The 12,705-nt window shown below is 74.3% G+C and carries 14 protein-coding genes; 6 read left to right on the top strand and 8 right to left on the bottom strand.

Annotated elements, in window-relative coordinates:
* Together V6V16_RS23350 and V6V16_RS23345 are read left to right on the top strand one after the other, a co-directional pair.
* A partial coding sequence (locus tag V6V16_RS23350; RefSeq protein WP_334565281.1) for a hypothetical protein occupies positions 1 to 1,141 on the top strand: 1,141 nt, incomplete at its 5' end.
* Positions 1,142 to 1,175: 34 nt separating this feature from the next.
* Complete coding sequence (locus V6V16_RS23345; RefSeq protein WP_334565279.1) at positions 1,176 to 2,069, top strand: 3-methyladenine DNA glycosylase; 894 nt, start codon at positions 1,176 to 1,178, stop codon at positions 2,067 to 2,069.
* 102 nt (positions 2,070 to 2,171) lie between these two features.
* On the opposite strand, the gene arfB is transcribed toward V6V16_RS23345, so the two are convergent.
* The 8 genes from arfB to cimA all read right to left on the bottom strand — a co-directional run bounded on the left by arfB (position 2,172) and on the right by cimA (position 9,841).
* Positions 2,172 to 2,597: an alternative ribosome rescue aminoacyl-tRNA hydrolase ArfB gene (gene arfB / locus V6V16_RS23340; protein ID WP_334565278.1), complete on the bottom strand. Its 426-nt coding sequence runs from the start codon at positions 2,595 to 2,597 to the stop codon at positions 2,172 to 2,174.
* 9 nt (positions 2,598 to 2,606) lie between these two features.
* On the bottom strand, positions 2,607 to 2,921 hold the full coding sequence (locus V6V16_RS23335) for a hypothetical protein (protein ID WP_334565276.1): 315 nt from the start codon (positions 2,919 to 2,921) through the stop codon (positions 2,607 to 2,609).
* Positions 2,922 to 3,030: 109 nt separating this feature from the next.
* A complete protein-coding gene (locus V6V16_RS23330; RefSeq protein WP_334565275.1) occupies positions 3,031 to 3,894 on the bottom strand; it encodes a S1C family serine protease in 864 nt (287 codons plus the stop codon).
* Positions 3,895 to 3,938: 44 nt separating this feature from the next.
* Positions 3,939 to 4,898: a VWA domain-containing protein gene (locus tag V6V16_RS23325; RefSeq protein WP_334565274.1), complete on the bottom strand. Its 960-nt coding sequence runs from the start codon at positions 4,896 to 4,898 to the stop codon at positions 3,939 to 3,941.
* On the bottom strand, positions 4,895 to 5,914 hold the full coding sequence (locus tag V6V16_RS23320) for a DUF58 domain-containing protein (RefSeq protein ID WP_334565272.1): 1,020 nt from the start codon (positions 5,912 to 5,914) through the stop codon (positions 4,895 to 4,897). The genes V6V16_RS23325 and V6V16_RS23320 overlap by 4 nt, the downstream gene beginning before the upstream one ends.
* Positions 5,911 to 6,960 (bottom strand): AAA family ATPase, encoded by a 1,050-nt coding sequence (locus V6V16_RS23315; RefSeq protein ID WP_334565270.1) that lies wholly within the window; start codon positions 6,958 to 6,960, stop codon positions 5,911 to 5,913. Before V6V16_RS23315 ends, V6V16_RS23320 begins: the two co-directional genes overlap by 4 nt.
* Positions 6,961 to 7,169: 209 nt before the next feature.
* Positions 7,170 to 7,697, bottom strand: coding sequence for a hypothetical protein (locus V6V16_RS23310; protein ID WP_334565268.1), 528 nt, complete (start codon positions 7,695 to 7,697; stop codon positions 7,170 to 7,172).
* Positions 7,698 to 8,260: 563 nt separating this feature from the next.
* Complete coding sequence (cimA, locus tag V6V16_RS23305) at positions 8,261 to 9,841, bottom strand: citramalate synthase (RefSeq protein ID WP_334565267.1); 1,581 nt, start codon at positions 9,839 to 9,841, stop codon at positions 8,261 to 8,263.
* Between the two features lie 337 nt (positions 9,842 to 10,178).
* Between cimA and V6V16_RS23300 the strand changes: the two genes are divergently transcribed.
* From V6V16_RS23300 to V6V16_RS23285, 4 genes are all read left to right on the top strand, one after another.
* A complete protein-coding gene (locus V6V16_RS23300; protein WP_334565265.1) occupies positions 10,179 to 10,739 on the top strand; it encodes a peroxiredoxin in 561 nt (186 codons plus the stop codon).
* Between the two features lie 2 nt (positions 10,740 to 10,741).
* The gene (locus V6V16_RS23295; RefSeq protein ID WP_334565263.1) at positions 10,742 to 11,272 is read left to right on the top strand and encodes a carboxymuconolactone decarboxylase family protein; all 531 of its coding nucleotides are present in this window, start codon (positions 10,742 to 10,744) and stop codon (positions 11,270 to 11,272) included.
* Positions 11,273 to 11,416: 144 nt separating this feature from the next.
* Positions 11,417 to 11,875, top strand: coding sequence for a PRC-barrel domain-containing protein (locus tag V6V16_RS23290; protein ID WP_334565262.1), 459 nt, complete (start codon positions 11,417 to 11,419; stop codon positions 11,873 to 11,875).
* A 97-nt stretch (positions 11,876 to 11,972) separates the two neighbouring features.
* A complete protein-coding gene (locus tag V6V16_RS23285; RefSeq protein WP_334565286.1) occupies positions 11,973 to 12,668 on the top strand; it encodes a tyrosine-protein phosphatase in 696 nt (231 codons plus the stop codon).
* The last annotated feature ends 37 nt before the right edge of the window (positions 12,669 to 12,705 follow it).

The raw sequence follows: 12,705 nt of genomic DNA, 5'->3' as shown, positions 1-12,705 counted from the left end.
GACCCCGCAGCCGGCCATGCCCGCGGCGCCGCCGGCGGTGCCCACCCCGCCCCGGCCCGCCCCGCCGGCGGCGACGCCGCCGGTCACGGTCGCGGTGGCGCCGGAGCCCACAGCGGCACCGCGCTACCGGATCCAGGTCCGCAACGCCGGCGGCACGCCGGTGGACACCACCGTCCGGCAGGAACTGCCGCCCGGCGCCGCCGCGACCGCCATCACCGGTGGCGGCCGGGCCACCCGTACCGCCGGGCAGTCCGCCACCGAGGTGACCTGGCAGCTGAAGCTGCCCGCCCGCAGCACCACCACCCTCGGCACGGCGCTGACCACCGCGGCTCCGGGCCGGCCGCTGACCGCGCCGGCGTGCGCCTTCGACCGGGCCGGCGGCCGACCGTACGACTGCGCGACCGCGACCTGGAACGGCGCCGGCACGCCGGAGCGCTCCGAGCCGCAGCCGTGGCGCCGCACCCCGGTGCTGCTGGCCGGGCTGGCCACGGTGGCGGTGCTCGCCATCGGCGGGGCCTGGACCTGGCGCCGCCGGCGGCGGCCGGTCGCCGCGGCCCTGGGCGGCGAGGGGCCGGGCACGGTCTACCCGCGCCCCGCCGGACCGCGCCCGGAACAGATCCGCCGCCGGCCCTCGGTCTGGCTGATCGTCCCGGTGGCCGCCGCGGTGCTGGCCGGCACGGTGGGTACCGCCGCCTGGACGGCCACCCGCGAGGTCGCCGCCGTGGACACCGACGGCCAGCCGACCAGTGGCGCGTGGATCGGTCGGGGGGTGAACGGCGCGGTCGGCGAGCCGCTGCGCGAGTCGGCCTTCGAGTTCACCGTCTACCGCGTGGCGTGCGAACCCGGCGGGGCGGCCCGGCAGTGCGAGGCGACCGTGGGGGTCCGCAACCTCGCCCGGGAGCAGCAGAGCTGGCACGGCCGGCTGCAACGGGCTTACCTGCCCGACGGCAACTTCGTCAGCACCGACGAGCAGGCCACCCGCGCGGCCAACCAGGGTCGGGACGTCTTCGCCCAGCCGATGGCGGCCGGCAGCCGGACGGTGCTGCCGCTGGTCTTCACGGTCGACGGGCAGGCGCCGCCGGAGCAGCTGGAGCTGCGCAGCGGGGTGTTCTCCGCCGGCGTCCGGGTGGACGTGCCCTGACCGGGGCGGGGACGACGGTCGTACCCTGGGGACCGTGACCGCCGCCCTCGCCCCGACCACCGTGCTCGACGCGGCGCGGTGGCAGGCCCGGCGCCGGGCGCACGAGGAGCGCGTCGACGCCTGGCTGACCCCGCACCTGGCACGCCGCAGCGGGGGCGGGAAGCACCCGGTGGAGGACTTCCTCTTCACCTACTACTCGCACCGCCCGGCCCAGCTGCGCCGCTGGCACCCGGGGGCCGGGGTGGTGCTGCGCGACGCCGACCCGGCCGACCTCGGGCGGGACTACCGCGCCACCGCCGCCGGGGTCACTCTCGACACCGAGGGGGTACGCGCCCGGCGTGCCGAGTCGGTCGGGTGGATCCGGACGCTGCTGGCGGCGACGGCCGCCCGCCCGGCGCACCTCGGCTGCTTCGGGATGCACGAGTGGGCCATGGTCTACCGGCAGACCCAGGCGGAGGTACGCCACAACGCCTGGCCGCTGCGGCTGAGCCCGGAGCGGACCGCGGCCGTGGTGGAGGAGCGCGGCGTGCGGTGCAGCCACTTCGACGCGTACCGGTTCTTCACCGCGCCGGCGCGGCCGTTGAACGTGCTCACCCCTGCGCGCGAGACGCAGCACGACCACGAACAGCCGGGCTGCCTGCACGCCAACATGGATCTCTACAAGTGGGCGTACAAGCTCTCCCCGCTGGTGCCGAGCGAGCTGGTGGCGGACGCCTTCGAGCTGGCCCGGGAGATCCGCACGCTCGACATGCGGGCCTCCCCGTACGACCTCTCCGCCCTCGGTCACCCGCCCGTGCCGGTGGAGACCGTGGAGGGGCGCCACGAGTACGTACGGGCGCAGCGCTCGTTCGCGGATCGCGCCGCCCCCCTGCGGACGCGCCTGGTCGCCGAGTGCGACCGGCTCCTCTCCTCCGCCCCGGCCGGCTGAGCCCGCGCCGGCAGGGCCGATCGGCTGGCCCTGCGGGGCCGCCGCGCCGAGCGCCGGCCGGACCGGTGGCCGGCACCGTCGCGGCCCGCGCCGCCCGGGCGGTCAGTCGCCGTCGACGCGGCGGTCGCGCTTGCGCTGCGACCGACGCTTCTTCTCTGCCAGCCGGCGCTCCTTCGCGCCCCGCGAGGGACGGGTGGGCCGGCGCGGCGGCGGGGGCGGGGCGGCGGCCTCGCGCAGCAGCGCGGTCAGCCGTTCCCGGGCGGCCTCCCGGTTGGCCAGCTGGGCCCGGTGCTCGCTGGCGGTGACGGTGAGCACGCCGTCGACCAGCCGGCCGGCGAGCCGCTCCAGGGCCCGCGCCCGCAGCGGCTCGGGCACCCCGGGCGAGGCGGCCAGGTCGTAGCTCAGCTCGACCCGGGAGTCGGTGGTGTTGACGCCCTGACCGCCGGGCCCGGACGACCGGGAGAAGCGTTCCCGCAGCTCGGCGGCGGGAACGGTCCATCGGTCGGTCACCCGCAGTCCGTCGTCCACCCCCCGAGGCTAACGTTCCGCGCGCGGGCCCGGGGTCGCGGACGGGCTCGGGGTCGCCGACGGGTCGGGGGTCTGCCCGGGTGGGGCGGGTCCGCCGCCGGCGGCGGCGTAGGCGACGGCCCCGACGAGGAGCAGGGCGATCACCCCGATCTTCGTGGTGGCCACCCTGATCAGCAGCCACGCGGCGCTCCGGGCGCCGGGCACGCTCTTCCTGACTGTCTGGTAGTCGGCCCACCCGCGTCTTGCCCGGGCGTACGCCGACCCCACACCGGTACCGATCAACAGGCCCACCAGCAGGAGGACCACGATTTCAGGACGCTCCACCCACGCCAGTATCCATACTCAGCGTAATATTTCCATGGTCCGATCATCTCCCGCCGGGTATCTGACAGTTCTCACGTTCCCATCCCGTCCCGAGGGACGTACGCGCAGCTCAGCCCCCCTTTCCGATGATCGTGTCGGCGGTCTGCTGCACCTGGTCGATGGGGATGGCGAAGCCGATTCCGATCGAGCCGTTGCCGTCGATCGTGGCGATGGCCGTGTTCACCCCGACCACCTCGCCGCGCGCGTTGACCAACGGGCCACCCGAGTTGCCCGGGTTGATCGAGGCGTCCGTCTGCACGGCGGTGTGCCGGTTGTCGCCGAGGCGCACCTGCCGGTCCAGGGCGCTGACGATGCCGGCGGTGACGGTGCCGGGCAGCCCCAGCGGCGAGCCGACCGCCAGCACCGGCTCGCCCACCCGGGTCGATCCCGGCTTGGCCAGCGGCAGCGCCGCCAGCCCCGCCGACGGTGGCACCCGGAGCACCGCGAGGTCGCTGCGCGGCTCCCGGCCGACCACCTCGGCGGCGAAGCGCCGCCCGTCCGGCAGCTCCACGGTCACGGAGCCGCCGCGCCCCTTGGCCAGGATGTGGTCGTTGGTGATGATGTGCTGCTGGTCGTCGACGGCGAAGCCGGAGCCGGTGGCCGAGGCGCGGCCGGCGCCGCCGACGAGCACCGAGACCACCCCGGGCACGGTCTTCCCGGCGGCCGTCACCAGCTCGGCGGGGACGGGGGCCGCCGAGGCCGCCGCCGGTCCCGGGGCGTCCTCGCGGCCCGCGACGAGGCCGCCGGCCACCGCGCCGGAGGCCGTCGACAGGGCCACCACCGCCAGCCCCGCCAGCAGCCGCCCGCGCCGGCGCCGCCGCGCCGGGTCGCGGTCCGGTCCCGGTCCGTCCCACCGGTTCCGCCCGTCCGGGTCCAGTTCCGGGGAGATGAACCAGGGGCCGCGCGGTTCGCCCAGGCCGGTCTGCACTGCCATGCGTACGCTCCTCACGTGTCCTTCTCGACGGTGGCCGTACGGGTTCAGGGCAGCCGGGAGAACCAGCGCATCGAGCCGGCCGCGGCGCCCATGGCGAACACCAGCCCGAGCCCGATGAAGCGGGCCGAGACGTCCTGCCGCTCGGTGCGGTAGCCGACCGAGGTGCCGATGTCGTCGTAGACGGCCTGCAACTGGTCGCTGGTGCTGGCCTCGTGGAAGCCGCCACCGGTCTCCTCGGCCACGGCGCGCAGGGTCTGCCCGTCGACGGGCACCTGGATCGGCCGGCCGCCCCGGTCCACGGTGCCGCCCGGAGTGCCGAACGAGATCGTGTGCACCGGCACCTTCATGTCGATCGCCTCGGCCGCCGCCTCCATCGGGTCCATGCCGGAGGTGTTCGCGCCGTCGGAGAGCAGGATGATCCGGGCCGGCGGCGGGTCCTTCGCCGCCGCGCTGTCGAAGCCCTTGACGGCGCCGAGCGAGGTGCTGATGGCCTCCCCGATCGCGGTGCCCTGCACCCCCGTCGCCCCCTCCACCAGCCGCTCGATCCCCTCGTGCAGCGCCTCCCGGTCGGTGCTCGGCGGCACCAGTACCGCCGCGCTGCCGGCGAACGCGACCAGCCCGACGTTGAACTCGTCGGGCAGCCCGTCCACGAAGCGGCGCGCGGACTCCTTGGCGGCGCTGAGCCGGTCCGGCTCCACGTCGCCGGCGAGCATGGAGGTGGAGACGTCGACGGCGACCATCACCGTGGCCCGTTCGCGGGGCACCCGCACCTCCGCGGTGGGCCGGGCGAAGCCGACCACCAGCAGCGCCAGCATGGCCAGGAAGAGCCCGGCCGGCAGGTGCCGCCGCCAGGTCGGTCGTCGCGGCGCGACGCGGTCGAGCAACCGCAGGTTCGTGAAGCGGACGGCGTAGCGGCTGCGGCGGCGCTGGGCCAGCAGGTAGCCGGCGGCCAGGGCGAGCACCCCGAGCAGCAGCCAGAGCCGGACGGGCGACTGCCAGATCACGCCGCACCTCCCCGGGCCCGGCCGGCCGGGGCCGCCGCCAGCCGCCGCTGGGCGTGCACGTGCCGCACTATGTCGGCGCCCCAGTCCCGGTCGGTACGCAGCGGCAGGTGGGCGGCCCCGCCGCGGCGCAGCGCCTGGCGTACCTGGTCGCGTTGTGCGGTCGCGGCGGCGGCGTACCGCTCGCGCAGGGCGCGGTCGCCGGTCCAGACCTCGCGCCGCCGGCCGGTCTCCGGGTCCACCAGGGTGATCAGGCCGACGTCGGGCAGCTCGAGTTCCCGGGGGTCGGTGACCTCCACGGCGAGCACCTGGTGCCGCACGGCGAGGCGGCGCAGGGGCGCCTCCCACGGCGGCGCCTGCCCGGGGTCGTCGGGCAGCCCGTCGAGGAAGTCCGAGACCACGACCACGAGGCCGCGGCGGTGCGCCACCCGGTGCACGGCGGCCAGCCCGTCGGCCAGGTCGGGCTCCGTCGGCGCCCGCTCCCCCGCGTCGTGCCCGCCGACCCTCGGGGCGGTCAGCAGGGCCCGCAGCAGCCCGAGCAGGTGCGTACGCCCGGCCCGCGGCGGGAACCGGCGCAGCCCGTCCGGGCCGAGCACCTGCGCCCCGAGGCGGTTGCCCGCGCCGCCGGTGAGGAAGCCGACCGCCGCCACGGCGGCCACGGCGAGCTCCCGCTTGTCCAGCTCGGCGGTGCCGTACTCCATGCTCGGGCTGGCGTCGACCAGCAGCCAGGTGGTCAGCTCCCGGTCGGCGTCGACCTCGCGCACGTGCGGCACCGTGGTCCGGGCGGTCACCGCCCAGTCCATCCGGCGCACCTCGTCCTCACCGGGGCGGTACTCCCGGCTGCCCGCGGGCTCGCTGCCCGGTCCGGGCAGCAGCCCCCGGTAGCGGCCGTGCAGCAGGCCGTCGAGCCGGCGGGTGACGGTCAGCTCCAGGCGGCGCAACCGCCGGTCGGGGGTCAGGTCGGCCAGTTCCGGATCGGCCGGCGCGGGCGCCGGCGCGGTGGCCCCGCGCCATCTCATGCCGCCGCCAGGTCGGCCGCGTGTTCCCGGTGGACGGTGGCGACACGGGGCGGCGGCACGGCCTCGACCAGCCGTCGGACCACCGCCTCGGCGGCCACCCCGTCGGCGACGGCGTCGAAGGAGAGCACCAGCCGGTGGGCCAGCACGTCGACGGCCAGCTCACGGATGTCCTCGGGCAGCACGTACTGACGCCCGCGCAGCAGCGCCTGGGCCCGCGCCGCGGCGACCAGGCCGAGGGTGGCGCGGGGGCTGGCCCCGTAGGCGAGCAGCGGGGCCATCTCGGGCAGGCCGAAGCGGCCCGGGTCGCGGGTGGCGAGGATGAGCCGGACCACGTACTCGGCGAGGGCGTGGTGCACGAAGACGTGCGCGGCGCGGGCCTGGAGGTCCCGCAGCCGCTGCGGGTCGAGCACCCGGCGGGCGGTGGGCCGGTCGGCGCTCATCCGGTAGAGGATGGCGAGTTCGTCGGCGTCGCTCGGGTAGTCCACGACGATCTTCATCAGGAACCGGTCGCGCTGCGCCTCGGGCAGCTGGTAGACCCCCTCCGACTCGATCGGGTTCTGGGTGGCCAGCACGAGGAACGGCTCGGGTACGGGGTAGCTGTGCCCGCCGATGGAGACCTGCCGCTCGGCCATCGCCTCAAGCAACGCGGACTGCACCTTGGCCGGGGCCCGGTTGATCTCGTCGGCGAGCACCAGGTTCGCCATGATCGGTCCGAGCTCGACGTCGAAGTCCTCGCGCGACGCCCGGTAGATCCTTGTGCCGACGATGTCGGAGGGCACGAGGTCCGGGGTGAACTGGATCCGGGAGAAGCTGCCGCCCACCACGGTGGCCATGGTCTGCGCGGCGAGTGTCTTGGCAACCCCGGGCACGCCCTCCAGGAGGCAGTGCCCGTCCGCGACGAGGGCGGTGAGCAGGCGCTCGACGAGCCGATCCTGCCCCACGATCACGCGTTTGACCTCGAAGAGCGTCTGTTCCAGGTCGGCCGGGGTCGCATCGGGTTCGGCCGGGCTGGGCACGCTGGCCAGGGTGTCCGAGATGTCCGTCACGGTGCTTGCTTCCCGTGCCGGCGGTCGGACAAACGTCGGATTAACGGCACCGGGGCGACCCTTACCCGCCCGGACCGGGACGAGCTTCCCGGCGGGGCGGCACGGCGCGGGGACGCGGGCGGCCCGGTGCGCCGGTGCCGGTGGCGTTGGGGTCGACGCGGCGACGCCGGCCCCCACGGTCGGCGGGGGCCGGCGTCGTCAGCGGGTGCTCAGTTGGCGATCACCAGGTGGAACGGCCGGTCCGCCGGCGTGCCGGACGAGTTGCGGGTCTGGACGAAGACCGCGTTCGGCGTCTGGAGCCGAGGCGCGACGGAGACCTCTCCGCCCGGCGGCACGTTGAACGGATCGGTGGTGCCGACGGTCGCCACGAACGTCTTCAGCGAGACGTTGTAGTTGAACAGCACCTGGTACTGCCCGGGGCCGTACCGGGTGGCGGAGACCGCCTGGGGCGAACCGCGAAGCAGGGTGCCGCCCGAGGTGACCACGGCGGAGGCGACCGTGCCCGCCGTGGTCGCCAGCGCGGACGGCCCCTGCGCCAGCGCGGCCTTGGCCTTGCGTGCCTCGGCGGGGGTCACGGCCGGCTGGCTGCCGGAGTCGGGCTGGCGGGCGGCCGGCTGGGCGACCTCGGCGGGCGCCTGCGCCGCCGGTTGGGCGACCGCGATCCCGCCTCCGGCCAGGGTGAGCGCCAGGGCGGCGAAGGCCACCGCGACCGTCTTGCGTCGGAAGAGTGTGGTCATGACAGGGTCTCCCTTTTGTTGACCGTACGGATTCGACCGTTCCCACTTGAAGCGGGGCGGCTGACTTCCATTTTTTCGGGCCGGGGAAAATGAACGACAACCGTCGAGAGCCCGCACTTCGTGCTGCACTTTGAACGTTGTCGTCTCAACGATTATCACCGGCTCTGAGCAGGTATTACTACTCAGAGTTTCGACGTCTCAACCCACTGGAAGATAGCACCGCAAAAAGCCGTACGTCAATAGTTGATCACATTCCGTCAACCTCCGCGACCAGTTCCGCGGAATTGTGAAAAGCGAATGCTTCCACGCTCACGAAATGGCCCTTCCCCCGGGAAACCGGGGCGCGCCGGGCCCGGGCGCGCCGGCGCCTGGGGCACGTGGAGCCGCCCCGGGCACCGGGCAGCCGTCGGGCCGGCGGGGTGGCTGGCGGACGGGGCGTCCGGACGGGAGAACGGAGCCCGGGCGCGGCGAGCCGTCACCCGGGCCCGGCGGTGCCGCCGGCGACGGGCCCGGCCGACGGGGTCGCCACGGGCCCGCCGGTGGGCGTCCTCGGCGGGGCCGGCTCAGACCCGGGCGCGGTCGAGGCCGTAGGTGAGCGCGTCGACGAGCGCGTGCCAGGACGCCTCGACGACGTTGGGGTGCACGCCGACCGTCGTCCAGTCGCGGCCGGTGTCGTCGGCGGTCTCCAGCAGCACCCGGGTCACCGCGCCGGTGCCGTGGGAGCCCTCCAGGATCCGCACCTTGTAGTCGGCCAGCTCGAAGTCGCGCAGCTCCGGGTAGTGCCGGGCCAGACCGGCACGCAGCGCCTCGTCCAGGGCGTTCACCGGGCCGTTCCCCTCGGCCGTGGCGATCACCCGCTCCCCGCGTACGCGGATCTTGACGGTCGCCTCGGAGACCACCGCGCCGTCCTCCCGGTGCTCGACCAGCACCCGGTACGACTCCAGCGCGAACGGCCGGGCGGGTGCGGTGTCCAGCTCGGAGCGGACCAGCAGCTCGAACGAGGCGTCGGCGGCCTCGAACGACCAGCCGCCGGCCTCCAGCTCCTTGACCCGTCGGGTCACCCGCGACAGCGCCTCCGGATGGCCGGCGAGGTCCAGGCCGAGCTCGCGGCTCTTGAGCTCGACGCTGGCCCGGCCGGCCATCTCGGTGACGAGGATCCGCATGTCGTTGCCCACCACCTGCGGGTCGACGTGGTTGTAGAGCAGCGGATCCACCTTGATCGCGCTCGCGTGCAGCCCCGCCTTGTGGGCGAAGGCCGCGGCCCCGACGTAGGCCTGGTGGGTGTCGGGGGCGATGTTGGCGATCTCGGCGATGGCGTGGGACACCCGCACCATCTGCCCCAGGCAGCCCTCCGGTAGGACGGGCAGCCCGAGCTTGAGCTGGAGGTTGGCGACCACCGCGAAGATGTCCGCATTGCCGGGGCGCTCGCCGTAGCCGTTGGCGGTGCCCTGGAAGTGGCGCACGCCCGCCTCCACGGCGGCCACGGTGTTGGCCACCGCGCAGGCCGTGTCGTTCTGGCAGTGGATGCCGAGCAGCTCCGCGTCGACGCCCAGCCGCGCGGTCAGGTCGGCGATGGCGGCGGTCACCTGGGAGGGCAGCATCCCGCCGTTGGTGTCGCAGAGCACCATCCGCTCGGCGCCGGCGGCGAGCGCGGTCTCCACCACCTCGGCCGTGTACGCCGGGTCGGACCGGTACCCGTCGAAGAAGTGCTCCCCGTCGACGAAGACCCGGCGTCCCTCGGCCACCAGGTGCGACACCGTGTCGTGGATCATCGCCAGGTTCTCGGCGGCGGTGGTGCGCAGGGCCCGCTCGACGTGCCGCAGGTCGGCCTTGGCGACCAGGGCGACCGCCGGCGTCTGCGCGTCGAGCAGGCCGCGGACCTGGGGGTCGGTGGCGACGGCCACGCCCGCCCGCCGGGTGGCCCCGAACGCGACCAGCAGCGCGTGTCTCAGGTCGAGCTCGGTGCGGGCCCGGCGGAAGAACTCGGTGTCCTTCGGCACCGCGCCCGGCCAGCCACCCTCGATGAAGCCGACCCCGAACTCGTCGAGCAGCCGCGCCACCGCGAGCTTGTCGACCACCGAGTAGCTGAGCCCCTCACGCTGGGCGCCGTCGCGCAGCGTGGTGTCGTACACCTGGAACGTCATCAGGGAGTCCTTTCGGAGCAACAAAAAGACCTCCCGCGGCTGCGGGAGGTCTGCGCGCTCGGCGAGGGGAAGCCGGCGCGCTAGGCGCGAATAATCAGGTGGGCGCTGGTCACGGTGGTCACTTTGCCACCCGCCCCGCGGTTTTGGGAGGAACAATCCACATTGCGGGACGGTGACAGAGGGTCGCGCTACCGCACGGCCGGCCGGTTCGCCGGCAGAACGCGCCGCTCGTGATCGACTTCACAAGTCACCTGGCCGCCACCAGGCGGAAATGACGCTGCGGAAGTATCTGGAACCGATCAAGTTACCGGCCTCGTGCCGCTGTCAAGGAGGACCTGTGCTCACTGTCGGTGACCGCTTCCCCGAGTACGAACTCACCGCCTGCGTGTCGCTGGACGCCGACAAGGCGTTCGAGACGATCAACAACAAGTCCCACCAGGGCAAGTGGCGGGTCGTCTTCTTCTGGCCGAAGGACTTCACCTTCGTCTGCCCGACGGAGATCGCGGAGTTCGGCCGGCTGAACGAGGAGTTCGCCGACCGCGACGCCCAGGTCCTCGGCGTCTCGGTGGACAACGAGTTCGTCCACTACGCCTGGCGCAAGGACCACCCCGACCTGCGCGAGCTGCCGTTCCCGATGCTCAGCGACGTCAAGCGCGAGCTGACCGCCGCCTGCGGCGTGCTCGGCGAGGACGGCGTGGCGCAGCGGGCGACCTTCATCGTCGACCCGGACAACGAGATCCAGTTCGTCATGGTGACCGCCGGTTCCGTCGGCCGGAACGTCTCCGAGGTGCTGCGGGTGCTCGACGCCCTGCAGACCGACGAGCTCTGCCCGTGCAACTGGAACAAGGGCGGCGACACCCTCGACGCCACCAAGCTCCTCGCCGGCGCCGGGGCCTGACGATGGGTCTCGACGCCGTCAGGGCGGCTCTGCCGGAGTACGCCAAGGACATCAAGCTCAACCTCGGCTCCACCATCGCCACCAGCACGCTGACCCCCGCCCAGGCCTGGGGCACCGCCCTGGCCTGCGCGGTGGCCGCGCGCAACGCGCAGGTGCTGCGGGAGATCGCCGCCGAGGCGACCGGGCACCTGAAGCCGGAGGCCGTCGAGGCGGCCAAGGGCGCCGCCACGATCATGGCGATGAACAACGTCTACTACCGGGCCAAGCACCTGATCGGCGACGAGCAGTACCAGTCGATCCCGGCCCGGCTGCGGATGCAGATCATCGCCAGGCCGGGCGTGGACAAGGCCGACTTCGAGCTCTGGTGCCTGGCGGTCTCGGCGATCACCGGCTGCGGGGTGTGCCTGGAGTCGCACGAGAAGACCCTGCGCAACGCGGGCTTCAGCCGCGACCAGGTGCACGAGGGGCTGCGCATCGCCGCCGTCGTGCACGCCGCCGCCGTCGCCCTGGACGCCCAGGCCGCGCTCGCCTGACGCGTACGCCCGAGTGGGCCGGCACCGCACCCGCGGCGCCGGCCCACCGCCGTTTCCGGCGGCGACGGCCCGGGTAGCTCCTCGGAGACGACAGTCACCCGATCCGGCGAGACGACTGGCGACAGTCGGGGCAGGAGTTGTCAGATGGAGAGGCTCGACCCGCACAGCACCCACGGCACCCCCGATCCGCTGCACGGCGGCGGCCAGGGCGAGTTCGCCGGCGGCGCGCCGGCCGGCGCCTTCGACCCGTGGCGCTACCGGGACACCGCGACGGTCGCCGACGCCGACCTGGTCGGCTACAAGGTGGAGGCCACCGACGGCGGCGTCGGCAAGATCGACAGCGCCAGCCACGAGGTCAACGACAGCTACCTCGTGGTGGACACCGGTCCGTGGATCTTCGGCCGGAAGGTCATGATCCCGGCGGGCACCGTCAACCACGTCGACCACGACGAGCGCAAGGTCCACGTCGACCGGAGCAAGGACCAGATCAAGGCCGCCCCGGAGTACGACGAGACCGCGGACACCGACCCCACCTACCGCGACCGGCTCGGCGGCTACTACGGCGAGACCTACTCGGCCATCCCGCCCGGCACCGCCCGGTAGCGACCGGCGCGCGACGGCCTCCCCCGATTCAGGGGAGGCCGTTACCGTGGGCGGCGTGGACGCCAGTGAGGTCAACCGCAGCATTCCCTTCACCACGATGTTCAACTTCCGCGACGTGGGCGGGCACCGCGGCCACGACGGTCGCACGGTGCGCCGGGGGCGGCTCTACCGCTCGGACTCGCCGCACCGCATCGACGACGCCGACCGCGACGCGTTCGCCGCCCTCGGCGTCCGCACGGTCGTCGACCTGCGCCGCCCGTACGAGGTGGAGCGCGACGGACGAATCCCCCACTTCGACGGGCTGACCTGGCGCAACATCCACCCCGAACACGCGGAGTGGGGGGAGCGCCCCTACCGGCCCGGCACCGACCTGGCCCGCTACCTCGCCGACCGGTACGCCGACCTCGCCGAGACCGGCACCGCCGGGCTCGCCCAGGCGGTCGGATTGATCGCCGACCCCGCGAACGCCCCGGTGGTCGTGCACTGCGTCGCCGGCAAGGACCGCACGGGCATCGTGTGCGGCCTCGTCCTCTCGGTGCTGGGGGTCGCCGACGACGAGATCGCCGCCGACTACGCCCTGAGCACGGAGGCCGGCGAGCGCTACCGCGCCTGGTTCGATGCCACCGGGCAGCGGGCGGGGCACACCCTGCCGGTGCTGACCTGCCCCGCCGAGGCCATGACGCTCTTCCTGGCCGAGCTGCGCCGGGCCCACGGCTCGGTCGAGGGCTACCTGCGCCACGCCGGCGTCACGGACGCCCAACTCACCGCGCTGCGCGACCACCTGCTGACCTGACCGCGCCCTTCCGCGACGGCGCCGCCCCCGCACCGGA

Origin of the sequence: Micromonospora sp. CPCC 205561 (assembly GCF_036906775.1) — a bacterium.
Taxonomy (GTDB): domain Bacteria; phylum Actinomycetota; class Actinomycetes; order Mycobacteriales; family Micromonosporaceae; genus Micromonospora.
The sequence above is the reverse complement of the archived record's forward strand: the minus strand, read 5'-3'. Positions and strand labels throughout refer to the sequence as shown.

Excerpts from the sequence above, each read along its gene's own strand:
- V6V16_RS23320 (WP_334565272.1), bottom strand. The coding sequence starts at position 5,914 with ATGAGATGGCGCGGGGCCACCGCGCCGGCGCCCGCGCCGGCCGATCCG.
- cimA (WP_334565267.1), bottom strand. The coding sequence starts at position 9,841 with ATGACGTTCCAGGTGTACGACACCACGCTGCGCGACGGCGCCCAGCGT.
- V6V16_RS23290 (WP_334565262.1), top strand. The coding sequence starts at position 11,417 with ATGGAGAGGCTCGACCCGCACAGCACCCACGGCACCCCCGATCCGCTG.
- V6V16_RS23285 (WP_334565286.1), top strand. The coding sequence starts at position 11,973 with ATGTTCAACTTCCGCGACGTGGGCGGGCACCGCGGCCACGACGGTCGC.
- V6V16_RS23295 (WP_334565263.1), top strand. The coding sequence starts at position 10,742 with ATGGGTCTCGACGCCGTCAGGGCGGCTCTGCCGGAGTACGCCAAGGAC.
- V6V16_RS23310 (WP_334565268.1), bottom strand. The coding sequence starts at position 7,697 with ATGACCACACTCTTCCGACGCAAGACGGTCGCGGTGGCCTTCGCCGCC.
- V6V16_RS23330 (WP_334565275.1), bottom strand. The coding sequence starts at position 3,894 with ATGGCAGTGCAGACCGGCCTGGGCGAACCGCGCGGCCCCTGGTTCATC.